Genomic DNA, 25,688 nt, shown 5'->3' on the forward strand with positions numbered 1-25,688 from the left:
CTGCCCGTCCGCGATCGTGCTCGGGCCTCCTGCGCAGATCGACCACCGAGCAGGCCATTGACCAACAGGTTCTGAGGGGGAACTGAAGTGACGCACGTCCAGACCGCCCCGGGCGGTTACGTCTTCGACAACCACAACCCGCACAGCGGTGAGCAGCACCGGTGCCTCGCCGCCGCGTATGACCCGCTGACGACCGAGCGGCTCGCCGCCACCGGTGTCGGCGAGGGCTGGCACTGCCTGGAGGTGGGCTGCGGCGGCGGGAGCGTCGCGCGGTGGCTCGCCGACCGCGTCGGGCCGACCGGGAGCGTGCTGGCCACCGACGTGAAGCTGACCGACATCCCGCCGCACCCCCGCATGACCACCGCGGAGCACGACATCACCGCCGAGCCGCTGCCGGAGGACCACTTCGACCTGATCGTGGCCCGGCTCGTCCTGCAGCACCTCGCCGAGCGGGACGCGGTGCTGGCCAAGCTGGTCCGGGCGCTCAAGCCCGGTGGCTGGCTGCAGATCGACGAGTTCGACACCTCCTACGAGCCGGTGCTGCTCGCGCCCGACGACGAATCCGCGCGGCTGTACGAGAAGTTCCTCGCGGCCAAGAGCGAGCTCATGCGCCGCAACGGCGGCGACCCGTCGTGGGGGCGGCAGGTGGCCCGCGCGATGCGCGCCGCCGGGCTCGTCGACGTCGATCCGGTGCCCAGCGCCCGGCCGAGGCACGCGGGCTCGCCGGACATCGGGCTCCAGCTGCACCACACCTACCACCTGTGGGACGGGTTGCTGTCGGTCGGCATGACCGGCGATGAGCTGCACGCGGTCCGGGAGGTGATGCGCGATCCGTCGTTCCGCGCGTCCTCCAGCGTCATCTACTCGGTGCAGGGACGGAAGGATCAGCACCGTTGACCGCGGTGCGGACGGGGCCGGAGGTGGCGGCCCGCGTCGCGGCCGAACAGCTGAGGGCCTTGCCCGGAGATCCCGAACCGCTGGCGTTCGACATCGACTGGGCCGGGCCGGTCGAGCACGAGCTGCCCGATGAGCCTGCCGTGCAGGCCGCGTGCGGGATCATGCACGTCCACGGGCGCGCGGCAGGCCGTCCGCAGCGCCTCGGTGTCGACTACGCCAGCACCTTGGCCGGAGTTCTTGCCGCGCAAGGTGTTCTGGCCGCGTCGCTGGCGCGGGCACGCGGTGCGTGGTTCACCTCCGTGCGGACCTCGGTGGCCGAGGCCGCGCTGCTGTCCGTGCAGCAGTACCTCGCGGTCGCCACCGCCGACGACGACTGGGCGGAGCACTGGCAGTCCGGTGGTCGCCCGCCGTTCACCAGCCGGGACGGCGTCCGCTTCGAGCTGGAAGTGCTGCACGCCGAGGGCTGGCTCCGGTTCTGGGCGGAGCTCGGCGCGGAGTCGGGCGCGGTGGCGGACGGCTGGTGGCCGTTCCAGCAGCGCTTCGCGACCGCCGCGGCGAATCTGCCTGAAGCGCTGCACCGGGCCGTGCGCGAGGTGGACTACGACACCGTGGTGTCGGTGGCCGCACTCGCCGGGGTGAGCGTGCTGCCGGTGCGGGACGATCCGGTGCCGCCTGCCGAAGCGCCCGCGTGCACGTTCCGCGCCCTGCCCGGCACTGCGCGGTTCGCTGAGCGGCGTGGTGTTGCACCGCTGGACGGCATCGTCGTGGTGGAGTCCACCAGGCGGATCCAGGGGCCGCTGGCCGGGCACCTGCTGCGGATGCTGGGAGCCGAGGTCATCCGCGTCGAACCGCCGGGCGGCGATGCGATGCGCGGCGTTGCGCCGATGTCCGGCGACTGCTCGGCGCGGTTCCGGGCGCTCAACGACGGCAAGCGGGCCGTCGAACTCGACGTCAAGAGCGCGAGCGGTCGCCGGGAGCTGTGCGAACTCGTCGCCGACGCGGACGCCTTCGTGCACAACTGGGCGCCGGGCAAGGCCGCGCAGCTGGGTCTCGACGCCGAGGACCTGTCCCGGGTCGCCCCCGGCCTGGTCTACGCGTGGTCGTCGGGCTGGGAACCCCTGCGGTGGCCGGATCCACCGCTGGGCACGGACTTCCTGGTGCAGGCGCACAGCGGGCTGGCCGCCGCGGTGCAGCCCGCGGGCGAGCCGAGTGCGCCGTCGTTGATGACGTTGACCGACGTGCTCGGTGGCGCGGTGAGCGCGATGGGCGTCCTGGCCGCGCTGCTGCACCGGCAGCGCACCGGGGAGGGAGTGCGGGTGGACAGCTCGCTGTTCTCCAGCGCCGGTGTCCTGCCCCGGCCACCGCGACGCCCGGTGCTGGATCAGCCGCTGCGGACTTCGGACGGTTTCGCGGTGCTCTCCGGGACAGCTCCGGAACAGCTCGCCGCCATTCTGGGCGTCGCGCCCGAGGCCGTTGCCGAGCGCATCCGCGAACGGCCCAGCGGCTTCTGGTCGGCGGAGCTCTCCGCCGCGGACGTGGTGGTGACCCCGGTGTGCACCGACCTGCGCGAGCTGGCCGCCGACCCGCGCTTCGCCGCCGTGCTCGGCCGCGGCACCCACGTGTTCCCCCTCGCTCCCTGGGAGTTCTCGTGACCTGGATTTCCCGCAACGGCGTCGAGATCCGCGACCTGGTGCCCGCGGAGCTGCGCCGCCGGTGGGTCGAGCGCGGCGATTGCCCCGACCGCGACCTCTACGCGCTGCTGCGCGAACGCGTTCGCGCCCATCCCGGGCGGGAAGCGGTCATCGACGGCGAACGCGCGCTCGACTACGCCGGACTGGACCGCGAGGTGCGCCGGATCGCCGCCGCACTGTCCCGCGCGGGGCTCGGGCCCGGCGACATCATCGGGATCAGGCTGCCCAACGGCTGGCGCGCGCTGGTGGCCGAACTCGCGGTCGTGGCCATCGGCGCGGTCGCGCTCCCGTACCCGGCGGGGCCGGGCAGCCGCGACACCAGGAGCCTGCTCGGCCGGTCCCGCGCCACCGCGGCGATCTTCGCCGACCGGGCGGACGCTGCGGTGGCCGCCGAACTGCCGCACCTGCGCGAGGTCTTCACCTTCGGCTCGGGCTCGCTGGACGAAGCCCCGGAGGAGCACGGCTGGGAGCCGTCGCCGATCGATCCCGAGGCCCCGGCGCGCATCCTGGTGACCTCCGGCTCGCAGGCGGAGCCGAAGATGATCGCCTACTCGCACAACGCCATGGGCGGCGGCCGGGCGAACTACGTCCGCGCCCTGCACCGCGGCGACGGCCCGATGCGCGGTCTCCTGCTGGTGAAAACCGCCACGTCCTACGGTTCGTGCGCCGTGGTGAGCCTCACCGCGCTCGGCTCGACGCTGATCCTGGCCGACCGCTTCGACGCCGCCGAAACGCTGCGCACGGTCGCGCGGCACCGCCCGTCGCACCTGTTCGGAGTGCCGACCATGCTGCGGCGGCTGGCCGAACACCCCGCAGCACCGGAGGAGGATCTCTCCAGCCTCCAGGCCGTCGTGTCCAGCGGCGCGCCACTGCCCGAGGTGACCGCCGCCGCCTGCCGGCAGCGCTTCGGGTGCCAGGTGATCACCATCTACGGCTCGTCGGACGGCATCAACTGCCACACCGCCAGGACCGGCGAGCTCCCCGGAACCGGCACACCGGATCCGGCGGTCGCCGACATCCGCACCGTCGACGAGCACGGGGCCGACGCGCCGACCGGCGAGATCTGGGCGCGAGGCCCGATGACACCGCTGAGCTACGTCGCCGACGCCGAGCTCGACGCCCGCTACCGCACCGCGGACGGCTGGGTCCGCAGCGGCGACCTCGGCACGTTCGACCAGCACGGCAGGCTGCACGTGCTCGGCAGGCTCAAGCAGGTGGTGTCCCGGGGCGGGTACCAGATCAGCCCGGCGGAGGTCGAACGAGAGCTCAGCGCGCACCCCGCGATCGTGGACGTGGCGTGCGTTGCCGTGCCGGACGCGGATCTGGGGGAGCGGATGTGCGCGTGCATCAGCCAGGCCGCGGCCACGCCCGAGCTCACGCTGACCGACATCACCGACTTCCTGGCGGCCGAACGCGGCCTGGAACGCCGGAAGCTGCCGGAATACCTGCTCAGACTCCCGGAACTGCCGCTCGCTCCGACCGGCAAGGTGTGCCGCCGCACGGTGACCGCGATGGCGGCCGAACTCGAGAAGGAGACCGCACGATGACAGATGTGACCAGCCTCCGGTTCGACATCGGCGGTACGACGCCGACGACGTTCACCGCGCTGCACCAGCTCAGCCGCGACGCCGAGGACCTCGCCCGGCAGTCCGGGCTGGACGCCCGGCTGATCGAGCTGGTGCGGCTGCGCGCCTCGCAGATCAACGGCTGCGGGTACTGCCAGCAGCTGCACTCGAAGCAGGCGCTCGACAGCGGGGAGTCCGAACTCCGGTTGCGCGAGCTGGCGGACTGGGCGGAATCGGAGCACTTCACCGGGGCGGAGCGGGCCGCGCTGCGGCTGGCGGAGTCGATCACCCGGCTCGACGGCGGCGTGCCCGACGCGGACTACCTCCCGGCGACCGAGCACTTCGACCGCACCCAGTTGGTCTGCCTGGTGTGGACGGTCTCGTTGATCAACACCTACAACCGGCTGGCGGTCTCGATGGTGCCCACCGCGTGATGAGAGGGGCTACGCCGGCAGGGTCAGGCAAACCCGGCTGCTGCCCTCGTCCGCGATGAAGGACCAGCTGGGCGTGTGGGGGCAGCTCTCCGAGGCCTCGCGGACGCTGGTGACCAGGAGGGTGCTGCTGTATCCCTCGGGAAGGTCGCTGCCGTCGCACTCGACCGCGTAGTCCTTGCCGTAGTAGAAGGTGTTGTCGCTGTTGAACGTGACCGGGATGCAGTAGCGCGGCACCCAGACCCGGTCCAGGCACAGCGTCGTCGTACCGGAGCTCCCCGTGTAGCTCCACCAGGTGTAGTCGTCCGATGCGGACTCGCAGTCGTCGGCGCTCATGGTGGTGCTCACGACGAGGAAGACCCCGGCGCGGTCGTCGTTGCAGGCGACGGGGTCGGGCGGCGTCGTCGCGGACCACTCCCCGTCGGTGTCCACGTAGATCGGCAGGCACGTGTCGGCCTGGACGGCCTCGAACGCCTCCTCCGTGGGATCGGCCTCCGCGGTGGTCTCCTCCGCCGAGACCGTCTCCTCCTCGCTGGACTCGGATTCGGAGCTGTCGCTGGTGGTCTCCTCCTCGCTGGAGGTGCTTTCCGCGCTCGTACCGGATCCCGCGTCGCTGGAGGACTCGGACTGGCCGAGGCCGATGATGACCGCGATGAGCACGCCGACGGCCAGGACGAGCCCCACCACAGGCGCCATCGAGTACGGCTTCGCCGGGCCGGGTGTCGGTGGTGCGATGTGCTGGACGGGTGGCGGGGGAGGTTCGAGCAGCTCCAGTGCTCGGGCCGCGGTCGGCCGCTGCGACGGATCTTCGGCGAGCAGTCGCGCGATCAGCGACCTGAGCTCACCGACGTCTCCCGCCGCGCTGCCGGGACGCACCGGTGGAGTGCCCGTGAGCGCAAAGTGCAGCGTCGCGCCCAGCGAGAAGAGGTCTCCGTGCTGCCCGTGGTCTCGCTCCGGCGCGAGGTAGTGCTCATCGGCAGGTGCGCCGAAACCGGTGAGCAGGGCCTCGCCGTCGCCGGTCAGCCGCACGGTGGCGGGGGAGAGCGCGCCGTGGACGATCCCGGCTCCGTGCGCGGCGGCCAGCGCCTCGAGGAGATCACGCGCCACCGGTTCGACGCTCTCGGCCGTCATCGGCCCGTAGGCCGACACGTCTTCGGAGAGCGTGCGGCCCTCGACCAGCCGGGTCACCGACCAGAGGACGTCCTCCTCGGCGACGACGTCATCGACGAAGACGAGGTTCGGGCAGGCACGCAGCGCGGCGTCCTGGCGCTGCTCGCGTTCGGTGCGCTCCCGCTCGAACCGCGCGGCGTGCTCGGCCGCTTCCTGCGCCGAGGGCGACCGGGCCCACTCCAGGGACACCTCCGCGCCGGTGTCCTCGGCGCGCGCCTGCCAGCGGCGTCCGGAGCCGAGCACGAGCCGGTAGCGCCCACCGATGAGCTCACCCGCCTGGTGCGCCATGCTGCCCCTTCCCGGTCAGGCCGACAACGAGCTCACGGCGTCCTGCGTGGCCCGCACCGCGGTGGCGAGGTCGCCGACCTGCGTCACGGCCGAGGAGATCTTGCTCAGCAGTCCCAAGACCTTCGACTTGTCGGGACTGCCGTCGTTGACCTCCGCGTCGAGGAGCTCGGCGTCGGCCACCACGTCGTCGCCGTCGAGCCGACCGTCCTCGCTCGCGGTCCGCAGCACCGCGAGCAGCTCGCGCACCTGTTCCCGCAATTCCTGCGAGCTGCCCGCGGAAATGGCCTGCGCCCCTTGGCCGACGGCCACCGACTCGGCCTGGAAGCTGCCCTTGCCGCTGACGTTGATCCCGTAGTTGTCGCCCATCGCTCATCCCTGCCTGCTGTTCGGCGTCGCGTTCCGGACGGCCTGGGCCGTCCTGGCGATGGCGCCCGCGCCCGCGGCCACGCTCATCGCGTTCAGCTTCCCCTGCCCCGTCACGTAAACGCCGTTGTTCAGGATCGTGGTCTGGCGCTCGCTGAGATCGCTGGTGTCGACGTTGTGGTCGGCCAGGAACTGCTCCAGCGTGTCCATCACCCGGCGCTCGGCGAGCTTGGCGTACATCTCCTTGTCCAGCTGCTGGAAGTACCGGTGGTAGCGGTTGTCGGCGGCCGCTTCGCGCAGGCTCATCGCCGCCCCGTAGTTGAAGGTCCGCTCCTGCGTGATCTCGCGCCGCTCGCGCATCGACTTGACGGCCTGCGCCAGCGGTGAACCGAGAATCCCGAAAACGCGCTGCACGCCCTCGAAGACCGCGGGAACGAGCCTGACCAGGCTCAGCACCGCGATCCGGCCCAGCTGCCTGGGGGTCGGGCTGCGCAGCAGCTGGTCGACCTGCTGGTAGCGCCGCTTCACCGGCGGCAGCAGCGAGTAGTTGGCCTCGACGAACAGCAGGTCCTTCTGCGGCGAGAGCACGAACCGCAGGAACATCGTCACCACCAGGTCACCGTTCCAGCCGGTCACGCGCACGGTCAGGTAGGGACGCGCCCGGCACTCGGCGTCCTCGCGCAACCGGGCGAGCAAGGTGTCGTCGACGTGCGAAGCCGGGGCGGCCAGTTCCTCGGGCAGGATCGCCTGGCGCACCGGCGGTTCGAGCTCGTGCAGCAGGTCGAGGCCGCTGACGAACACCCGGTCCTCGACCAGCACGCCGGGCAGGCCGAGTTGGCGGACCGAGCCCGCGATGAAGTCGTGCAACTCCTGCACGGTGAACTCGACGACGTCCTCGCCCTCCACGGCCTTGGCCACGTTGAGGGTGAACGACCAGTTGTCGATGGTGATCCCGTAACCGGCGAACGGCGCGTAGTCGGCGAAGACCGTGAGGTTTCCCCGGTCCTGGTCGGCGACCTCGGCCAGCCGCGCCGCGGCGCGCCGGTTGGCCGGTGCGGGCGCGTTCGCCGGGTCGAAGGCGTTGCGCCGAAGCTGCGAGGAGAGGAGCCCGTAGTGGGTCGACATGGCTTCGACGAACATGACCGCCCACCCGGCGAAGAGCACCAGCGGGAACCACTCCGGCTCCTCGCCGAAGAGGATCCCGAGGCCGATCAGCGCGAGGAGCACGATCAGCACGTCGCGGATCCGCTGCCTCCGCCGGGCGGCCAGCCCGTACTTGAGCACCGTGGCGAGGTCGACGCCGGGGGAGGACACCACCGCCCGGTACTCCTCACCGAGGATGTTCTCGAGGGCCTTGTCGTTGAGCCCCGCATCCAGCTGCAGCGCGGCGCAGAGGTAGCGCGTCGCATCCGTCCCGGGTGCGGCGGCCGGTGCCGTCCCGGGCCCGGCGGCCGTCGGCTGGGCGCCGCCGGAGAGGTCGATGACCCGCTTGTGGCCGCAGTGCGCGCACAGCAGGAAGTTGGCGTCGTTGTCGCCGCCGCAGCGATGGCACTTCACCTGGGCACCTCCGTGTCGGGGACTTGCGGCGCGTGCTGCTGCACGTCGCGGCCGGGCGGTGGTTCCTCGGTGGCGGGCAGCCGCGCGGCGATCGACACGACGGCCGCGGCGGCCACGCAGAGCGATGCCGCGCCGAGCAGCACGGCGGAGCGGTCCCAGCTGGTCATCGGCATCAGTCCATGTACTCGACGGGAATGGACCGGTATCCCTCGGCCACCACCGGGATCTGCATCTCCTCGCTGCGCGAGGAGGCCACCAGCGAGTTCAGCAGGCTGTTGATCGCCTGGCCGAGGGCTTCGTCGTTGCGCGTGCCCGGCTCGGCGTAGAAGGCGGCCTTGGTGGCGACCTTGCTCAGCACCTCGCTCTGCACCGAGCCGAACCCGTAGGTGATCACGTGCGGATGCCGCTTCCAGCCGGGGTCCACGAGCTCGCGGAAGGCGGCCTCCCAGCCCGGTTCGGTGGGCTGGCCGTCGGTGAGGAAGAACATCGCGGGCCGCAGCACCGCCTTGCCCTGCGCGTTGAGCGCGGGGACGTCCACCTCGATCCGCTCCCGCACCAGGTCGAACGCCGCGCGGTAGTCGGTCTTGCCGTTGCACACCACGTCGGGCATGACCGGGATCCGCTCCATGTCGGTCATCTCGATCACGACCTGAGCCGACGTGGAGAACGCGATGATCGACATCAGCGCGAACTCGGACACCCGGGGGCTGCCCGCCAGCTTCCGGTGCAGCTGCGCGAGCGTCTGGTTCAGGGTGTCCTGGTACGGGGTCATCGAGTAGGAGGCGTCGACCACGACGTAGGTCGGCAGGCACTTCTGCTTCATCGTGCGGGGGCCATCGGCCATGGACGTCTCCTCCTACGCGTTGTTCGCGATGATCACGACCAGGAGCACCAGCACCACCACGCCGAAGAAGATCCCGATGAGCGCGGTTTCCCGCTGGGGTGTGCCGCTGCTCGGGCTCGACGTCGTGGCGGGGGTCTTCCAGTCGACGTTCGTTCCAGGGGCAGCGCTCGCGACGGTGACCGGGGGCGCCGGCGCGGGCCGGTCCGGGATCTGGCTCCGCGCTGGAGGAGCGCCGAAGCGGGCGTAGAGACCGCCTGCGAGGACGGTGCCGAGCTCGGCCAGCGAGGGCCGCCGCGCGCGATCCTCGCTGAGCAGCATGTCGAGCAGGACCTCCCGCAGCCCGCGGTTGCCCAGACCGTCCGACTCGGCCAGATCGTTGAGCGCGACGGTCAGATCCCGTTGCCCGGTGAGGCAGCGGGTGACGAGCAGCGCGACGCGGAACCGGTCGGTGCAGGCGTCGGCGTCCTCCGGCCGCGGGGTGAGCGGGTCGTCCCAGTTGGGCTGGGCGATGTTCGGGACCGAGCCGGTGCCGCAGCCGTCGATGTCGATCACGAACACCGATGCGTCGGCGTGGCACCAGAAGGCGTTGGAGTAGGACCAGTCGGAGTAGACGAGCTCGTGGCGCTCCAGCACCTCGGCCACGCGCACCAGGTTCCGGCAGACCCGGAGCCGGTCCGCTCTGCTCGGCGTCCGGAGGCCGTGCCGCGCGAACGACTCGGCGGTCCTGGCCAGCGTGTCGATCTCGCGGAAGTCCTGGTCGCCGTCCTGGCGGAATCTGTCCGGGGCGGCCGGGATCACGCAACCGCGCACGAGGTCGTCGCCGTCGGTGATGCGGGCCACCGGCCACGACGTGCTGGTGCTCAGCGTCGCGGAGTCCTCGGCGCCGATGGTTCCGGGCAGCGCGATCAGCTCGTCGAGCCGGGTCGCCTCGCTGCGGTCGCCGGGAGTTCGGTAGAGCTTGGCCAGCCAGCCGGGGTGGTCGCCGATGGGGTGGATTCCCGTGCTCTGGCCCGCTCCGTCGCTGATCGTCCGCTGCAGCGGTGCCAGCTCGTCGAGGCCCACCACGGTGGACAGCGGCCAGGAGCTCGTCATCGCGCCTCCCGGATGCCCACCCAGACCGCCACCGCGGTGCGGTCGTCGATGAACCGCTCCGCGTCGTAGCCGACGTCGTCGGCGAACGCGGTCGCCGGCGGCGGAGCGGCCCACCTCCTCGCGAAGTGCTCGTTCGCCTCGCCGAGCGTGGCCAGCGCGTCGCCGACACCGTCGGTCATCAGGCCCACCACGTCGCCGTTGCGCAGCCGGATCCTCCTGCTGGTGACCGTCATCGGGTCGTCCGGCAGGACGTGCGCCACCGCGTTGGACTCCACGCCGTCGGTGGTGCGCTTGTCGTCGCCCGCAGCGAAGGACCACGCGCCGTCCCGGAGCGTCCACACCGAGGAGTCACCGACCCACGCGACCCACATCTCCCGCTCACCGGGTGCCGGTCGAGCCGGGATCACGGCGATCACCAGGGCGGCGCAGATGTCGGAGCCGCGCAGGTTCCGGGACGCGGCGGTGTCCGCCATCTGCGCGGCCACCCCGCTGAAGATCTCCGTCGCGGCCAGGGCTTCAGGACCCGGCGCGGTGTTCAGCCGCTCGCGCAGGATCGTGATGGCCGTGCTGACCGCCACGGTCGCGCCCAGCTCCGCGGACCGGCTGCTGGACACCCCGTCGGCGACCGCGGCGATGAGGTACCGGCCGTCGTCGTCCCGGCCGAGCCGGTAGGCGTCCTGGCGGGGCACCACGGGCTCTTCGCAGCGGTGCCCCGGGCCGACGACGGAGGCCGCGCGCACCGCGAGGTCGCCGAGCTGGGCCTCGTCCGCGGCGATCCCGGGGTACACCGCGTGCGCGGGCAGCAACCACGGCAGTGCCTGGGCCTTCGAACCCCTGCCGAACCTCGGCGGCCCCGGCTCGCCGGGGAACCGCGCCGGTGGCGGCTCGCGCACCGGGACGGGCGGTGCCGGGGGAATCCGCTCGGGCACCACGATCTCCCGGGCCTTCGCCGGACTGCCCCGCAGGGCCAGCCCGCCCATGACCGCCCCGGCCAGGGCCAGCACGGCGACGACCAGCCGGGAGAGCCACTGCTCCGGGAGGAAGTACAGTTCCAGGAAGGCCGCACCGATCACCAGCACCGCCGACCAGGTGCGAGACCTTCTGATGGCTCGGCCCATTCTCGCCCCAGCCCGCATCGTGAACCCCACGAGATGAAGATCACATGGTAGTGGACGATCGGCGGCGGTCGGCCACGTCTTCCCCGATGTTCCTTCATTCGGCCCAACCGGTTCGGCTCCGGCGCACCGAGTTCCGGCGCCGGGACGTGTCCACTGTGGGGAGCGGGTGACGAGGACGTCTTCTGCGATGTGATGGATCGAGGTGCGGCTGCGGGGGCAGACCGGTTGGTCCGTTCGGGCAGACCGGTTGGGCCGCCGCGTGCTGCCCGTTCGCTCTGCGGATCGGGCGGAGCAGGGGAAACGGTGGCGCACCGGCTGCCGGATCGTGCTCGAGATCGACCGCGTCGCCCCGATACTCGGCGAGGAGCACACCCTTCCCGCCGGATGCGTCCGGTCGACGACGAAAGGTGCGGACCGTGACATCCTTCCCCTCGCGGAGCGAGGCGCCGAACGAGGCTCCTGGCGTCGGCGACCGCCTCGAACGGCTGCCCTTCACGGGCTACCAGAAGAAGCTGGTCCGGGTCCTCGCGCTGTGCTACCTGGTGGACGCCGTCGACCTCAGCATGCAGTCGTTCCTGCTCGCGCCGGTGAGCCAGGACCTGGGGCTGACCGGGGCGCAGGCAGGTCTCGTGGCCAGTTCGGTGTTCGTGGGCATGGCGATCGGGGCCACCGCGGCGGGCGCGATCGCCGACCGGATCGGTCGGCGGACGGTGCTGGTCAGCAGCATGTTCGTCTGGGGCGTTGCGAGCCTGCTGACGGCTTTCGCCTGGGACCTGGAGTCCTTCGCGGTGCTGCGGCTGATCACCGGCATCGGGCTGGGCGCCGAGCTGCCGGTGGCCTTCACGCTGCTCGCCGAGTTCGTCCCGGCGGCGCGCCGGGCCCGCGCGAACAGCCAGCTGGTCGTCCTCGGCGCGTTCGGGGTGGTGGTGTCGAACTTCATCGCGTGGGGCGTGGTGTCGGTGGCCGGGCCGAGCCTGGGGTGGCGGCTCATGTTCGGCGTCATGTTCGCCGTCGCCGGGCTGGCCCTCTACGTGCGCCGGAGCTTCCCGGAATCGCCGCGCTGGTACGAAAGCCGCGGCGAGCACGCGCAGGCCGATGCCGTCATGAGCCGGTTCGAGCAGCAGGTCGAAGCCGCGCACGGGGCGCCGCTGCCCGTCCCCGAACCTCGTGTCGCCGAAAGGCAGGCCCTACCCGCCCAGCCGGGGTTGGGAGCGCTGTTCGCGCGGGAGAACCTGCGCCGCACCGCATTCGGGTGGGCCATGTGGCTGATGGTGATGTTCCCGTTCTTCGGCATCAGCACCTGGGTGGGCAAGCTGCTGGTGGACCGCGGGATGAGCGTCGCGAGCTCGATCGCGGCCGGTGCGCTGATGGGCCTGGCCGCGCTGCCGTCGATCTACCTGGCGGGCCGCCTCATGGACCGAATCGGGCGCAAGCTCACGCTCGCCGCCGCGCTGGTCCTGGTGACGGTCGGCGCGCTCGCTTACGGCTACGCCACCGGTTTCTGGGTGGTCGTCGGCTTCGGCGCGGTGATGCAGATGGGTCTGCAGAGCATCGCGACGGCGCTGAACACCTACACGCCCGAGCTCTTCCCGACCCAGGTCCGCGCGACCGGCGTCGGCACCGCGCAGACGCTGGGCCGGGCCGCGGCGGTCGTGGCGCCCATCTCGGTGCCGCTGATCGTCGGACTGTGGGGCTACACGGGCACTTTCGTGACCTTCGCCGGGCTGTTCGCGATCGCCGCGGTGATCGTCCTGGTCTTCGGCCCGGAGAGCAGAGCCCGCTCGCTGGAAGAACTCACTCAGCCGATCGACGAGCGACGCTGACGAGCCCTGACTCGTAGGCGCTGATCACCAGCTGCGCGCGGTCCCGCGCCCGCAGCTTGCTCAGCAGGCGGCCGATGTAGGTCTTGACGGTGCCGTTGCTGAGGTGGAGGTAGTCGGCGATGCCGGCATTGGAGAGGCCGCGCGCCACGAGCACCAGAACCTCGCGCTCACGATCCGTGAGGCCCTCCAGCGAGGTGCCCGGCGCGCGGGGAAGCCGGGCGAACTCGGCGATCAGGCGCCGGGTCACCGAAGGGGCGAGGAGGGACTCCCCGGCGGCGACGGTGCGGATGCCTGCGAGCAGCACCTCGGGAGTGGCGTCCTTGAGCAGGAATCCCGCTGCCCCGGCGCGCAACGCGCCGTACACGTACTCGTCGAGGTCGAAGGTGGTGAGGATGAGCACGCGCGTCCCGGCAGTTCCGGCGATGCGCCGCGTCGCCTCGATGCCGTCCATGCCGGGCATCCTGATGTCCATCAGCACCACGTCCGGGCGGAGCAGCTGCGCGCTCTCGACGGCTTCGGCACCGGTGCCTGCCTCGCCCACCGCGGTCAGCCCGGGAGCGGTGTCGATGAGCACCCGGAAGCTGCCCCGGAGCAGGGACTGGTCGTCGGCGACGAGCACCCGGATCGGTTCGCTCATGCGGTTCTCTCCTTCCGGCCCGGGGCCGTGCCGCGAGGTTCGGGCGGGAGGCGGGCCGACACCGCGAACCCGCCGCCGGGCCGCGGCCCGGCGGCCAACGTCCCGTCGTACATCATCACGCGCTCGCGCATCCCGACCAGCCCGTGCCCGCCCCTGAGTCCCGCCTGGTCGGGCGCCGCTGCACCGTCATCCACCACTTCGACGTGCGCTTCTCCTCGCGAGTCGACCGTGATCGTCACCTGGCAACGCGTTCCGCCGCCGGCGTGCTTGACCACGTTCGTCAGGGCCTCCTGCACGATCCGGTAGACGGTCAGCGCCGTCCCCGCGGGGAGGTCGGCGGCCAGCCGGGTGCGGAGCTCGGTGCGAACTCCGGCCCGCTCGGCGCGCTGGACGAGAGCGGACAGGTCGTCCATCCCGGGCGGCGGCGCCGTCTCCGCCGAGACGGGTTCGCCAGTGGCTTCGCCGCGCAGGACTCCCAGGGCACGGCGCATCTCGGTGAGCGCTTCCCGGCCGGTCTGCTCGATCGCCTGGACGGCATCGCGCGTCTCCTGGGGGCGTGCCTCGGCCACGTGGTTGGCGACCGCTGCCTTGACGACGATCACGCTGAGGCTGTGCGAGACGACGTCGTGCAGTTCTCTGGCGATGCGCAGGCGTTCTTCGGTCAGGGCCTCCTCCGCGAGGCGGCGCTCCCTGCGGGCCGCTCGGGATCTTCGTTCCCGGACGAGACGGCCCGCGGCCCAGGCGGTCCCGATGAGCAGCCAGACGAGGACGGCAGTTGCGGCGGCTTCCGCCCACGGGCCGGATGGCGTCAGCGCCGCTTCGCCGGTGATGACCGCGGCCGCCGAGACGACCAAGGTCAGGGCGAGCGCCGCCGAAGCCCGGCGTGCCGACTCGATGAGCGCCACCGCGTAGACGGCCAGCGCTGCGGCGATGTAGGGGTCGCGGGTGATGTCGAGCAGCGTCGCCGTCACCGAAGCGCCGAGAACCACGGCCAGGGCGGGCAGCGGCCACAGGCGCCGAACGGCCAGCGGCATCCCGGCGCAGACGGCCACCAGCCAGCCCAGCCACCACGGACCGGAGAACCGGGGCAGACCGTCTGCGACGTCCTGCTCGGCCATTGCCGCATGACCGGCTGTCACGACGGCCGCCAGACAGACGTCGACAGCCAGCAGGTGCGCGCCGATCCGCAGGTGCTGCCCCGTTCCGCGCATCGCCCGACGATACCGGTGGCCGCTCATCCGGCCTGACCGAAGAGGAACATCGCGGTGCCCGCGGCGATCAGCAGGAGAAGCCGTCCGGCGACCGCGGCCGCCCGCGGGTTCGGCCCGCTGCGCACTGCGGCCACGCCCAGCGGGACGAGCGCGAGGCACAGTCCCGCAGCGGCGACGACCGAGAGCGGGGTCGTTCCTTTCAGCACCCCCAGCGGCATCGCCGACGCCAGGGCCAGGCCCACCGCGCGAACCGGGCCGAGGATTCGGGAGCGGTATGCGCCAATGGCCAGCAGGAGCCAGCCGCCCATGATGGCCGCGTTCAACGTGCTGAAGACGTGGAACGCGCCGTAGGTCTCGCTCACCGTTCGCGTCGCCGATTCCGCTCCCCGGACGGCCACCAGCTGAAAGGCCAGGTGATCCACACCGGCGTGGAACGTGCGAGCGAACAGGCCGAGAACCGTGAGCGCACCGCCCCACAGCGCGAGTTCCCGGAACCTCTCGCCGATCCTGGCGGCGAGCAGCACGACTCCCGGCCAGAGCAGCACCCACCCGGCGGACGCGAAGCTGTACGAGACCGTCATGAGGTCCGGGTGGTGCTGGTGGGCGTTCAGCTGCGCGGGGAAGAAGAAGTCGAAGGGCAGGCGCAGCAGGACGCCGGTGAGCAGCAGCAGGGGGCCGAGGACGAGGGAGGCGCCGCCCACCCAGCGTCCCGGGAAGACGGGGTCGGCAACGGCGATCGACGGAGTCGTGACGGTCATGGCTGTCCCGCCTCTCCGCGATTTTCAGCGGTGGTTGCGTTTGGCGTTGTTCTCGCGTTTTGCGGTTTCTTGTGGCTGGGTTGCATCACGGTCCCCTGAGGTGCGGTTGAGCAGGACTCCTGCCCCTTGTTGACACAAGGGGTGTCATGGCGCAACGATGCCGCCGCCGCACGGGCCGCGTCGTCGGAGCAGGGACCACACCTGCACATCGGACCGTGGTCGTACCGCTCGCCTCCGGTCCAGCCCGACGTCCCGCGCGCTGCGGAAATCCGGGCCGGATCGAGGATTCGGGCAGCCGCTCGGAGCACTTCGGGCAATTAGCTGGATATTAGCCCCCGATTGCTCTTGACGTGCGGAAACGCCGGGCGGCAGGGTGCTCGCTGATCCGCATCCAGAGCCGGGTGCCGCACCGCACCGGCTAATGCGCATTAGTCAGGAGTGGCGATGGCATCCAGCGCGGGACGGCGGGGCAGGCCGCGGCAAACGGAGGTCGCCCGGCTGGCCGGGGTGTCGCAGACGACGGTGTCGCTGGTGCTCGGCGGGAACAAGCAGGGCATCGCGCTGCACGAGGACACCCGGGCCAGGGTGCTCGCCGCCGCTCGCGAGCTCGGCTACGTGCCCGACCCGGCGGCGCGGCGGATGGCCAGGGCCCGCAACAACCTGCTCGGCGTGTTCAGCTTCACCTCGACCTTCCCGGTCGACGTCGAGCACTCGTACTACCCGATCCTGGTCGGCGTCGAGCGCGAGGCGGTGGCCCGCGGCTACGACCTGGTGCTGTTCACCGGCGCCAGTTCGAAGGCCGCGCAACCCGGTGCGCCGCAACGGGTCCGGATGGCCGACGGATGCCTGTTCCTCGGTCGGCACATCCCCGAGGACGAGCTGCGCCGCCTGGTGGCCGACGGGTACCCGGCCGTCCACATCGGACGGCGCGACGAGCTCGACGGCCTGGCCTGGGTGGGCGTCGACTACGTCAGCGCCAGCGCCGAGGTCGTGCGGCACCTCGCCGGTCTCGGGCACCGGCGGATCGTGCTGGTCCGCGAGGCCGATGACGCGCCGGCCTCCGACGACCGCGAACGCGGGTTCCGGATGGCCGGGCTGGGCGTCGCGGACGTCGCGGCGGTCGTGCGCACCTCGCGGCCGGCTGCCGAGATCACGCCGGACTGGGTGCGCGCCCAGGTGGCCGGTGGGATCACCGCGTTCGTCGCCGAGGAGACCGACACCGGCGCGGCGTGGCGGCAGCTGCTGGCCGCCGTCGACGGCGCCGGGCTCGACGTGCCGGGCGAGATCTCCCTGGCACTGCTCGGTTCTCCGCCCGCCGACCTGGCCGGGCGGCCGCAACCCACCGGCTTCGACGTCCCCCGGGCCGAACTCGGATCGGCCGCGGTCCGGATGGCCACCGCGCTGCTGACCGGGGACGACGCCACCGAACCCCTGGTGCCCTGCACCTTCCGCCCGGGCCGCACGGCAGGCCCGGCTCGTTCCCGAACCCACTGAGGAGGCCGACCAGATGACCACTCGCACTCCCGGGGAGACCGAGGTCCTGATCGTGGGCGGCGGGCTCGGCGGCGTGGCCGCCGCGCTGGCCGCCTGCCGGGCGGGGCGCTCCGTCGTGCTGACCGAGGAGACCGACTGGCTCGGCGGGCAGCTCACCTCGCAGGCCGTTCCGCCGGACGAGCACCCGTGGGTCGAGCAGTTCGGCGTCACCGCCTCCTACCGGGCGCTGCGCGAGGGCATCCGCGCCCACTACCGCCAGTGGTACCCGCTGCGGGCGCAGGCCGGGGAGCTGGTGAACCTCAACCCGGGCGCAGGCCGGGTCAGCAAGCTGTGCCACGAGCCGCGCGTGGCGCTGGCCGTGATCGAGGCGATGCTCGCGCAGCACCGCTCCGCCGGGCGCCTGACCGTGCTCACCGAGCAGCGGCCGGTCGCCGCGGAGACCGACGGCGACCTGGTCCGGGCGGTCACCGTCGAGGACGTCCGGGACGGCACCCGGCGGACCATCGCGGCCCGGTACGTCATCGACGCCACCGAGACCGGTGAGCTGCTGGAGCTGGCCGGTGTCGAGCACGCGACCGGTGCCGAGGCGCGCGACGAGCACGACGAGCCGCACGCCCCCGAGATCGCCGATCCGCTCAACCAGCAGGGCATCACCTTCTGCTTCGCGCTCTCGCACCACGACGGCGAGGACCACACCACCGACCGGCCCGCCGACTACGACTTCTGGCGCTCCTACCGGCCGGACTTCTGGCCCGGCCCGCTGATCGGCTTCCTCGCCCCGGACCCGCGCACGCTCGAAGCGGTGCCGCGCACGTTCGAGCCGAACCCGGACGTCGACCCGCTCGCCGTGGACGCCGACCAGAGCGCGGACGCGGGGGACAAGGAGCTGTGGGGGTTCCGGCGCATCCTGGCGCGGAACCTGCACCGGCGCGGCGCTTTCGACTCCGACATCACCCTGGTCAACTGGCCGCTCAACGACTACTGGCTCAAACCGCTGATCGGCGCGGGCGAGGAGACCGCCCGGGACGCGCTGGCCGAAGCCCGGCAGCTGTCCCTGTCCGTCCTGCACTGGTTGCAGACCGAGGCGCCGCGTTCCGACGGGGGCACGGGCTTCCCGGGCTTGAAGCTGCGGCCCGACATCACCGGTACCGCGGACGGGCTGGCCAAAGCCGCCTACATCCGCGAATCCCGCCGCATCAAGGCCGTCACCACGGTCACCGAGCGCGACGTGGCCATCGATCTGGTCGGACCGCGCGGCGGCACCCGCTACGCCGATTCCGTCGGCGTCGGCAGCTACCGCATCGACCTGCACCCCTCCACCGGCGGCGACAACTACGTCGACATCGGTTCGGTGCCCTTCGAGATCCCGCTGGGCGCGCTGCTGCCGCGCCGCGTCGGGAACCTGCTGCCCGCGGGCAAGAACATCGGCACCACCCACATCACCAACGGCTGCTACCGCCTGCACCCCGTGGAGTGGAACGTCGGCGAGGTGGCGGGCGCGCTCGCCGCGCACTGCCTGGCGGAGAACGTGCCGCCGCACCAGGTGCGGGAAGACGGCAAGCGGTTCGAGGAGTTCGCCCGGCTGCTCGACCGGACAGGTGTCCAGCGCCACTGGCCGGACGTCCGCGGCTACTGAACGGGAGGTGCCCCATGACCAGGATCCGCGTCGGCATCGACGTGGGCGGGACCTTCACCGACGCGGTGGCGGTCGACCCGGCCACGCTGGAGCTGCTCGCCCAGGTGAAGGTCCCCACCACGCACCACCACGCCGACGGGGTCGCGCACGGCATCGTGACGGCGCTGAACCGGCTGCTCGACGAGGTCGGCTGCGCCGCCGAGGACGTCGCCTTCCTCGCGCACGGCACGACCCAGGCCACCAACGCCCTGCTCGAAGGCGATGTGGCCCCGGTGGGGCTGATCGGCATCGGCAGCGGGCCGGGAGCCGTCGCGACGAAGCGGCTCGCCGGGCTCGGGAACCTCGAACTCGCGCCGGGCAAACGGCTTCCGCTGCACTACGCGCACGTCGATGACCCCGGCGATCCTGCCGGTGTCCGCGCCGCCGTCGACCAGGTCACCGCCGCTGGAGCCGAGGTGCTGGTCGCCAGCGAGCCGTTCAGCGTCGACCTGCCCGACGGCGAGCAGGCGGTGCTGGCCGCGGCCGGTGCTCGCGGGCTGCCCACGACCGCCGCGCACGAGATCACCTCGCTGTACGGCCTGCGCAAGCGCACCCGCACCGCGGTGGTCAACGCCGCGATCCTGCCGAAGATGCTGGCCACCGCGAACCTGGTGGAATCGAGCATCACCGCATCCGGGATGACCGCGCCGCTGATGGTGATGCGGTGCGACGGCGGGGTGATGTCGCTGACGGAGATGCGACGGCGCCCGCTGCTGACCGTGCTGTCGGGCCCGGCCGCGGGCGTGGCGGGCGCGCTGATGCAGGAGCGGGTCAGCGATGGCGTGTTCCTGGAGACCGGCGGCACCTCCACCGACATCAGCGTGATCCGCCGCGGCAAGGTCGCGGTCCGGCACGCCACCATCCTGGGCAAGTCCTCGTACCTGTCGGCACTGGACGTGCGCACCGTCGGTGTCGGCGGCGGCTCGATGATCCGGCTCGGCGACGGTGCGGTGCGCGGTGTCGGACCGCGCAGCGCCCACATCGCCGGATTGCCCTACGCCTGCTTCGCGAATCCGGCGGAGCTGCGGGAGGCGAAGCTCGTCGCCACCAGTCCGCTGGCGGGCGACCCTGGTGACTACGCGGCCGTCGACGCCGCCGGTGGTCGCTTCGCCATCACCATGACCTGCGCCGCCAACGCGCTGGGCCGGGTTCCCGAAGGGGACTTCGCCGCGGGCGAACCGGAATCGGCCCGGATCGCGCTGGCCCTGCTCGCCGAGGCGCTGAACACCGACGTGGCCGGTGCCGCGAGGCGGGTCCTGGACGCCGGTGTCAAGCAGGTCCGCGCCGTCGTGGACGCGATGATCCGCGACTACCGGCTCGACCGCGACACCGTCGTGCTCGTCGGCGGGGGAGGCGGCGCGGCTTCGGTCACGCCGCACCTGGCCGGCAGCACCGGGCTGACCGGCCGGATCGCCGAGCACAGCGAGGTGATCAGCCCGCTGGGCGTGGCGCTCGCGCTGGTCCGCGAGCAGGTCGAGCGGATCATCCCCGGCGCCACCCAGGAGCACGTCCTCGGCGTGCGCAACGAAGCCGAAGCGGCCGTCGTCGCGCAGGGTGCCGCGCCCGGCGCGGTGGAAGTGGAGGTGACGGTCGATCCGCAGACCAACACCGTGCGTGCCATCGCGACTGGAGCCACCGAACTGCGCACCCAGGACCGCGCCCGCCGCGTCGACGACACCGAACTCCGCACCGCGGCCGCGGAGAGCCTCAAGACCGATCCGCAGCGGGTCCGGGTGCTCGCCACCACCGACGCGCACACCGTCTTCGGCGCCGAGAAGCGCCGCCGCTTCCGCAAACCGCACCACCCGGTGCGCGTCCTGGACGCCGACGGCGTCGTGCGCCTGCACGCCGCGAACGCCCGCGTCGCCACCACCACGGCGGGCCAGGCGCCGGAGGTGCTGGCGGAGCTGATCCGCGAGAGCACCACCTACGGGGACGGTGGTGTCCGCGCTCCGTCGCTGCGCCTGCTGCTCGGCTCCCGGATCGCCGACCTCTCCGGCGTGCTGGAGGCGGGCCCGCTGCTGGCCCTGGCCCGCAGCGAACTGCGCTCGCGCGCGGCGGACGAGCCGGTGGTGGCGGTGCTGGAGGCGCGCTCATGACCGCCACGACCTCGCGGCTGACCGCCGCACGCCGGGACGAGCTGGTCGCGGAGTGCGAACGACTGGCCGCGCTCACCGATGTCGAGCTCGCCACCCGCCTGCTGGCGAGCACGCCGACTCACGAAGCGCGGGACCCGGCGCTGCTGGCCCGCTGGGCGGAGCTGGCCACCGGGTACGGTGCCGGACTCGCTCGCGGTGGAGCGGCGGACGGGATTTCGCCCGCAGCGGTCGAATGCGAAGGCGGGATTGAACGAGGACTGCTGGCCCGCTACCTATCCCGACCTGTGTCCACTGTGGAGCTCTACGTCGACGCGATCGAGCTCGGCGAGGAGTTGAGCGCGTTCCTCGGCTGGCAGGAGTGGTTTCCGCCCGGTTCGCTGCGCGCGGCCGCGCTCGCCCACGAGCAGGCGCACGCGCGCCTGCACGACACCGGAGCGCGCCGAGCGCTCCGCCACCGCCTCGGGCACGTCTCGCTGAGCCTCGGCCGCTTCCGGTTCTTCGGGCACGTCGCGGGCGCCGACGAGGTCGCCGCGCACGGCTACGCGGGCGCCGCCGTCGGCCTGGGCCGCACCCCGATCCTGCTCACCGCCGCGCTGACCAGCGCGGTCCTGGCCCTCAGAGAGGGGTGAAGCCCACGTGGGAATCGCCATCCTCGTGCTCATGCTCGCCGGCGTCGGGCTGATGCTCGCCCGCAAGCTGCCCACCGCCTTCGCGCTCGTCCTGCTCGGGATCGGCATCGCGATCCTCGCGGGCGCGCCGCTCACCGGCGAGGAGAGCATCATCGACACCGTGCTCCAGGAAGGAGCGCCCGCGCTGGCCACCACCATGCTCGCGGTGCTGATCGGTTCCTGGCTGGGCAAGCTCATGGAGGAGACCGGCATCGCCGCCACCCTCGTCCGCAAGATCGTCGAGTTCGGCGGCGACCGCCCGACCACCGTCGCGCTCGGCGTGCTGGTCGTCTCCGCGCTGGTCGGCACGGTCACCGGCTCGGCACCCGCCGCGATGATGGCGGGCATCATCGGCATCCCGGCGATGATCGCGGTCGGCGTGCCCAAGACGACCGCGGCCGGGACGATCCTGATGGGCATCGCCGTCGGCGTGCCCTTCGAACTGCCGATCTGGCAGTTCTTCTCCACCGCGCTGGAACTGCCGGTCGGCACCGTGCGCGGCTTCATGCTCAAGCTGTTCCCGTTCGCCCTGGTCTTCGCGGTGCTGTTCGTGTTCGTGGAGACCCGCCGCAGGGGTGTCGAGCACACCTGGTCGCTGACCTCGGCCCCGGGGCGCGTGCGCGCCCGTCGCCTGGGGGACGCGCCCTGGTACGCACTGCTGGCACCCGCCGTCCCGCTGGTCCTGGCGCTGGGCTTCGAGGTCGCGATCATCCCGGCGATGCTCGCCGGTGTGCTCTACGCGCTGGTGACCACGACGCGACCGGCCGAGATGAACCAGCGGATGCTGCGCACCCTCTACGCCTCCTTCGACATCGCCGCGCCGCCCATCGTGCTGTTCGTCGCCATCGGCATCCTGCTGGAGGCGGTCAAGCTGCCCGGTGCGATCGAGGCGCTCAACCCGCTGGTCGGGGCCGTGGCCCCGGAGCACCCGGTCGTCTTCGTGCTGGTCTTCACCCTGCTGGTGCCGCTGTGCCTGTACCGGGGGCCGCTCAACGTCTACGGCCTCGGTGCCGGGATCGCGGGCGTGCTGATCGCGGCGGGCATCTACCCGGCCGTGGCGGTGCTGGGCCTGACCGCGTCGTACAACCAGGTCTTCGGCGTGTCCGACCCGACGAGCACCCAGACGGTGTGGGCCGCCCAGTACGCCGGTATCAGCCCGCAGCGAGTGATGCTGCGCACCCTGCCCTACGTGTGGTGCGTCGCGCTCGGCGGCTTGTGCGTCACCGCCGCCACCACCTTGTGATCCACCGTCCGAAGTGGAGGAACCTTCCGTGGAACTGGATCGTCGCAGTCTTCTCGGCGCCGCGATGGCAGGCGGTGCGCTGTTCGCCGTCGGCGGGTTCGGCACCCGTCAGGCGGCCGCCGCCCCCGGCGGCTTCCCCGACTACCGCCACCTGAGCACCCTGCTCCGGCCCGAGCAGCTCAAGTACAACCCGACCGGCGAGATCATCTTCCCGTGCGTGCGCGGCGTCTACGACCGGTTGAGCGACCCGCTCGGCCGCTACTACCTCTACTACGCCCCGCACGACAAGCCGGGCGGAATCTGCCTGGCGTACGGGGATTCGCTGGAGGGACCGTTCACCGAGCACCCGCACAACCCGATCGTCTCCAACGTGTGGAAGCCGCACTACGAGGTCAGCCACGTCTCGTCCCCGCACGTGATGTGGCACGCCGAGTCGAAGGAGCTGTGGCTGTACTTCCACGGGGAGAACACCACCACCCGCCTCGCGCGCTCGAAGGACGGCATCCGCTTCAGCTACGACAAGGTCGTGCTGAACGCCTCGATGATGCCGGAGGGGACCACCGAGACCAGCTACGCCAGGGTGTTCCGGCACGACCTGCCCGCGCGCGAGGCCCGCTTCGTGATGCTCTTCATGCACAACACCACGGCCAACCACCGCGACATCTGCTGGGGGTGGTCGCCCGACGGCCGCGACTGGACCTTCGACCCGGAACCGCTGATCGACCACGCCGCGGTCGGAGCGCAGGACGTCGGCGGGGGACACCTGCTGCACCGCAACGACAGCACCTACGTCGTCTACCACACCGACAAGGGCAGCGGCGGCAACGTGCTCATCACCGAGGTGGGCAACGACTTCTCCCGGCGCGAGCACCTCGGGATCTTCTACGACTCCTCCGCCGCGCAACCGGAGAACGGGCGTGCGGCGGCACCGGCCTTCGGCACGGATCGGGGAGTGCCGTACATGGTCTACGAAGCCGGGGAGCGGCTGGCAGGCGTCATCGCCGTGGCCCGCGGCTGACCGCGTGACGGCCGTCCGGTCCGGCTACCGGGCGGCCTGGCCGCGCAGCCACGACGCGGTCACCTCGACGACTTCGCCTGCCGCGCCCCGGAAACCGTGCCCGCCACCGCGAACGCGGTGCCAGTCGGTGCCGTCCCGCAGGCTCGCCGTCTCGCGCGCGACGTCGTAGGAGACGTGCTCATCGGCATCGCCGTGCACGACGAGCGCCGGGATGCCGCTGGCGAGGAACGCGGCGCGCGGGTCGAGCTCGGCGAACTCCTCGAAGAGCCGCGCACCCAGCTCGAACCGGCCTTCGACGTCGAGAAAACCCTTCTCCTGCAACGAGCTCAGATCGCCGTAGAGCTGCCGCCCGCGCGGCAGCTCCGGTCGCAGGAACGTCCGGCGCAGGTCGAGAACCGGCTGCCACAGCACGACCGACTCGATGGGCAGCTCGCTCAGCGAGAGCGCGGTGCTCACCGCGCCGAAGCTCGACGCCACCACCGACACCGGGCGCCCCGCCGATTCCACCGCCGCCCGCAGGTCCAGCAGTTCGCCCGCGATCGTCATCTCGCGCGGCAGGCCCGCGCTGGTGCCGTGCCCGCGGAAGGAGAACCGCAGCACCGAGAAACCCGCCGCGACGAGCCGGTCGGCGAGCGCCGGGAAGAGGCCCTGCTCGTCCAGATCGCCGGTGATCCCGTGCGCCAGCACCACGGTGTCGGCACCGGACCGGTGCCACTGCGCGTCGAGGCGGATTCCGTCAGATGTGGTGATCACCGAATGAACCTCGGTCCGGTCCGGACGCCGCGACGGCCGTCGTGCGAGCAGAGCTCCGATCCTCTCCGGCGAAGCCGGGTGCGGTCAAGGCAGCGCGCGATCGGTCCACTGTGCTCAGTTGCCGGTCCAGCGCGGCGGCCGCTTCGCCAGGAAGGCGGCGACGCCTTCGGCCGCGTCGGCCGACGACCTGGCGCCTTCCTTGGCGGCGGCGGTGTCGATCCAGCGGCTGTCGTCGTTGGCGGGATAGGCGGCCTCGACCGCGCGCAGGGTTTCCCGGACCGCGATCGGGGCGTGCCCGGCGATCCGCTCGGCGATGGCGAGGGCTTCCGCGACGGCCGAACCCGGTTCGGTCAGGCGGTTGACCAGGCCCAGGTCGTAGGCGCGCTGGGCGGGCAGCCGCTCACCGGTGAGGAGCATCTCCCTGGCCACGTTCAGCGGCAGCGCTCGCGGGGCCCGGAACAGGCCGCCGCACTCGGCGACCAGGCCGAGCCCGACCTCCGGGAGCGAGAAGTGCGCCGTCCGCGAGGCGACGATCATCGTGCTGGCCAGCGCGATCTCGAACCCGCCGCCGACCGCGGCACCTTCCACCGCGGCGATCAGCGGCTTGCACAGCCGGCGCTTGGCGATCCCGTACGGGCCGCCGCGCTCGGTGGGCTCACCGGCCCAGACGCGGACGTCGGTGCCCGCGGAGAAGAAGTCCGGGCCGCCGGTGAGGACCGCCGCCCGCACCGAGTCGTCGTCCTCGAACTCGTTCAACGCCGCGTCGAGGGCCTGGGTCATCGCGCCGTCGAAGGCGTTGCGCCGCTCCGGCCGGTCCATGGTGAGGACCTGGACCGCGCCCTCCCGTTCCACTCGCACTGCCACGATCTCGCTCCTCGGCTCGGCGCTGTCGGTCACCGCAGGCGGTCAAGCCGGGATTCTAGGTGCTGCCGGGATCAGCAGAAGCCGACGGCGTCCCCGGTTCGTTCACCCAGTCGAGTGCCGACGTGGCCGGGCGCGTCCTCCAGGGCGTCCAGCCTGCGGCGGATCTCGGCCTGGACGACGAGCGCTTCGCGGCGGTGCCGCCGCACCAGGTCCCAGCGCTGCTGTTCGAGCGCGTGGTTCATGCAGAGCTCGGCGAGCTTGGCGCGGCGGTCGAGCTCGTCCAGGAGGCAGGACACCAGCGGTGCTTCGGGCTCTTGCTGCAGAGGGAACATGGTCACGACCCCGATCCGTCGAATGCCTTGTGAGCTGCCTCCACTGTGACGGGCGCCACTGGTCCGGCGGGCGGGCTGAACTACTCAATCACGCGGC

The 25,688-nt window shown here is 72.1% G+C and carries 24 protein-coding genes; 11 read left to right on the forward strand and 13 right to left on the reverse strand.

Translation table 11 applies throughout. From position 1 onward, the window contains the following. Positions 1-87: 87 nt before the first annotated feature. The 4 genes from OU416_RS00060 to OU416_RS00075 are packed head-to-tail and all read left to right on the forward strand — an operon-like array spanning position 88 to position 4,587. On the forward strand, positions 88-897 hold the full coding sequence (locus tag OU416_RS00060; protein WP_270924670.1) for a class I SAM-dependent methyltransferase: 810 nt from the start codon (positions 88-90) through the stop codon (positions 895-897). Positions 898-902: 5 nt separating this feature from the next. Then, the gene (locus OU416_RS00065) at positions 903-2,549 is read left to right on the forward strand and encodes a CoA transferase (RefSeq protein ID WP_270925388.1); all 1,647 of its coding nucleotides are present in this window, start codon (positions 903-905) and stop codon (positions 2,547-2,549) included. Further along, positions 2,546-4,135 (forward strand): class I adenylate-forming enzyme family protein, encoded by a 1,590-nt coding sequence (locus OU416_RS00070; protein ID WP_270924671.1) that lies wholly within the window; start codon positions 2,546-2,548, stop codon positions 4,133-4,135. The genes OU416_RS00065 and OU416_RS00070 overlap by 4 nt, the downstream gene beginning before the upstream one ends. Continuing rightward, complete coding sequence (locus tag OU416_RS00075; RefSeq protein ID WP_270924672.1) at positions 4,132-4,587, forward strand: carboxymuconolactone decarboxylase family protein; 456 nt, start codon at positions 4,132-4,134, stop codon at positions 4,585-4,587. The genes OU416_RS00070 and OU416_RS00075 overlap by 4 nt, the downstream gene beginning before the upstream one ends. A 9-nt stretch (positions 4,588-4,596) precedes the next feature. Here the strand turns inward: OU416_RS00075 and OU416_RS00080 are convergent, their stop codons facing one another. The 7 genes from OU416_RS00080 to OU416_RS00110 are packed head-to-tail and all read right to left on the reverse strand — an operon-like array spanning position 4,597 to position 11,016. Continuing rightward, on the reverse strand, positions 4,597-6,042 hold the full coding sequence (locus tag OU416_RS00080) for a protein kinase domain-containing protein (RefSeq protein WP_270924673.1): 1,446 nt from the start codon (positions 6,040-6,042) through the stop codon (positions 4,597-4,599). A 15-nt stretch (positions 6,043-6,057) separates the two neighbouring features. After that, positions 6,058-6,408, reverse strand: coding sequence for a hypothetical protein (locus OU416_RS00085; protein ID WP_270924674.1), 351 nt, complete (start codon positions 6,406-6,408; stop codon positions 6,058-6,060). Positions 6,409-6,411: 3 nt separating this feature from the next. After that, positions 6,412-7,962, reverse strand: a complete 1,551-nt coding sequence (locus OU416_RS00090) for a hypothetical protein (protein WP_270924675.1) — start codon at positions 7,960-7,962, stop codon at positions 6,412-6,414. After that, on the reverse strand, positions 7,959-8,129 hold the full coding sequence (locus tag OU416_RS00095; protein WP_270924676.1) for a hypothetical protein: 171 nt from the start codon (positions 8,127-8,129) through the stop codon (positions 7,959-7,961). The genes OU416_RS00090 and OU416_RS00095 overlap by 4 nt, the downstream gene beginning before the upstream one ends. Positions 8,130-8,134: 5 nt before the next feature. Further along, a complete protein-coding gene (locus OU416_RS00100; protein WP_270924677.1) occupies positions 8,135-8,806 on the reverse strand; it encodes a vWA domain-containing protein in 672 nt (223 codons plus the stop codon). A gap of 12 nt (positions 8,807-8,818) precedes the next feature. Next, entirely contained in the window at positions 8,819-9,898 is a 1,080-nt protein-coding gene (locus OU416_RS00105; protein ID WP_270924678.1) for a hypothetical protein, read from the reverse strand. Then, complete coding sequence (locus OU416_RS00110) at positions 9,895-11,016, reverse strand: protein phosphatase 2C domain-containing protein (protein WP_270924679.1); 1,122 nt, start codon at positions 11,014-11,016, stop codon at positions 9,895-9,897. Before OU416_RS00110 ends, OU416_RS00105 begins: the two co-directional genes overlap by 4 nt. A gap of 416 nt (positions 11,017-11,432) precedes the next feature. Here OU416_RS00110 and OU416_RS00115 point away from each other — a divergent pair, with 416 nt between their 5' ends. Continuing rightward, positions 11,433-12,839: an MFS transporter gene (locus tag OU416_RS00115; protein ID WP_270924680.1), complete on the forward strand. Its 1,407-nt coding sequence runs from the start codon at positions 11,433-11,435 to the stop codon at positions 12,837-12,839. On the opposite strand, the gene OU416_RS00120 is transcribed toward OU416_RS00115, so the two are convergent. From OU416_RS00120 to OU416_RS00130, 3 genes are read right to left on the reverse strand one after another with little or no spacing between them, the layout of a single operon-like run. After that, complete coding sequence (locus tag OU416_RS00120) at positions 12,811-13,476, reverse strand: response regulator (protein WP_270924681.1); 666 nt, start codon at positions 13,474-13,476, stop codon at positions 12,811-12,813. The two genes, OU416_RS00115 and OU416_RS00120, sit on opposite strands and share 29 nt — an antisense overlap. After that, positions 13,473-14,687, reverse strand: a complete 1,215-nt coding sequence (locus OU416_RS00125; RefSeq protein WP_270924682.1) for a sensor histidine kinase — start codon at positions 14,685-14,687, stop codon at positions 13,473-13,475. The genes OU416_RS00120 and OU416_RS00125 overlap by 4 nt, the downstream gene beginning before the upstream one ends. Before the next feature lie 23 nt (positions 14,688-14,710). Next, entirely contained in the window at positions 14,711-15,445 is a 735-nt protein-coding gene (locus OU416_RS00130) for a hypothetical protein (RefSeq protein WP_270924683.1), read from the reverse strand. Positions 15,446-15,889: 444 nt separating this feature from the next. Here OU416_RS00130 and OU416_RS00135 point away from each other — a divergent pair, with 444 nt between their 5' ends. From OU416_RS00135 to OU416_RS00160, 6 genes are read left to right on the forward strand one after another with little or no spacing between them, the layout of a single operon-like run. Next, positions 15,890-16,939 (forward strand): LacI family DNA-binding transcriptional regulator, encoded by a 1,050-nt coding sequence (locus tag OU416_RS00135; protein WP_270924684.1) that lies wholly within the window; start codon positions 15,890-15,892, stop codon positions 16,937-16,939. A gap of 13 nt (positions 16,940-16,952) precedes the next feature. Then, on the forward strand, positions 16,953-18,575 hold the full coding sequence (locus tag OU416_RS00140) for an FAD-dependent oxidoreductase (protein WP_270924685.1): 1,623 nt from the start codon (positions 16,953-16,955) through the stop codon (positions 18,573-18,575). A 14-nt stretch (positions 18,576-18,589) separates the two neighbouring features. Beyond that, positions 18,590-20,713 carry a hydantoinase/oxoprolinase family protein gene (locus OU416_RS00145; protein WP_270924686.1) on the forward strand — a complete coding sequence of 708 codons (2,124 nt, stop codon included), beginning with the start codon at positions 18,590-18,592 and terminating at the stop codon, positions 20,711-20,713. After that, entirely contained in the window at positions 20,710-21,342 is a 633-nt protein-coding gene (locus OU416_RS00150) for a hypothetical protein (RefSeq protein WP_270924687.1), read from the forward strand. The genes OU416_RS00145 and OU416_RS00150 overlap by 4 nt, the downstream gene beginning before the upstream one ends. 7 nt (positions 21,343-21,349) lie before the next feature. After that, complete coding sequence (locus tag OU416_RS00155; protein ID WP_270924688.1) at positions 21,350-22,624, forward strand: TRAP transporter large permease subunit; 1,275 nt, start codon at positions 21,350-21,352, stop codon at positions 22,622-22,624. A gap of 28 nt (positions 22,625-22,652) precedes the next feature. Then, complete coding sequence (locus OU416_RS00160; RefSeq protein WP_270924689.1) at positions 22,653-23,642, forward strand: glycoside hydrolase family protein; 990 nt, start codon at positions 22,653-22,655, stop codon at positions 23,640-23,642. A gap of 24 nt (positions 23,643-23,666) precedes the next feature. On the opposite strand, the gene OU416_RS00165 is transcribed toward OU416_RS00160, so the two are convergent. The 3 genes from OU416_RS00165 to OU416_RS00175 form a co-directional block, all read right to left on the reverse strand. Beyond that, positions 23,667-24,395 carry an alpha/beta fold hydrolase gene (locus OU416_RS00165; protein ID WP_270924690.1) on the reverse strand — a complete coding sequence of 243 codons (729 nt, stop codon included), beginning with the start codon at positions 24,393-24,395 and terminating at the stop codon, positions 23,667-23,669. A 114-nt stretch (positions 24,396-24,509) separates the two neighbouring features. Next, positions 24,510-25,259, reverse strand: coding sequence for an enoyl-CoA hydratase-related protein (locus OU416_RS00170; RefSeq protein WP_270924691.1), 750 nt, complete (start codon positions 25,257-25,259; stop codon positions 24,510-24,512). Positions 25,260-25,330: 71 nt separating this feature from the next. Beyond that, complete coding sequence (locus OU416_RS00175) at positions 25,331-25,597, reverse strand: hypothetical protein (protein ID WP_270924692.1); 267 nt, start codon at positions 25,595-25,597, stop codon at positions 25,331-25,333. Between the last annotated feature and the right edge of the window lie 91 nt (positions 25,598-25,688).

It is taken from the genome of Saccharopolyspora indica, assembly GCF_027853965.1.
Taxonomy (GTDB): domain Bacteria; phylum Actinomycetota; class Actinomycetes; order Mycobacteriales; family Pseudonocardiaceae; genus Saccharopolyspora; species Saccharopolyspora indica.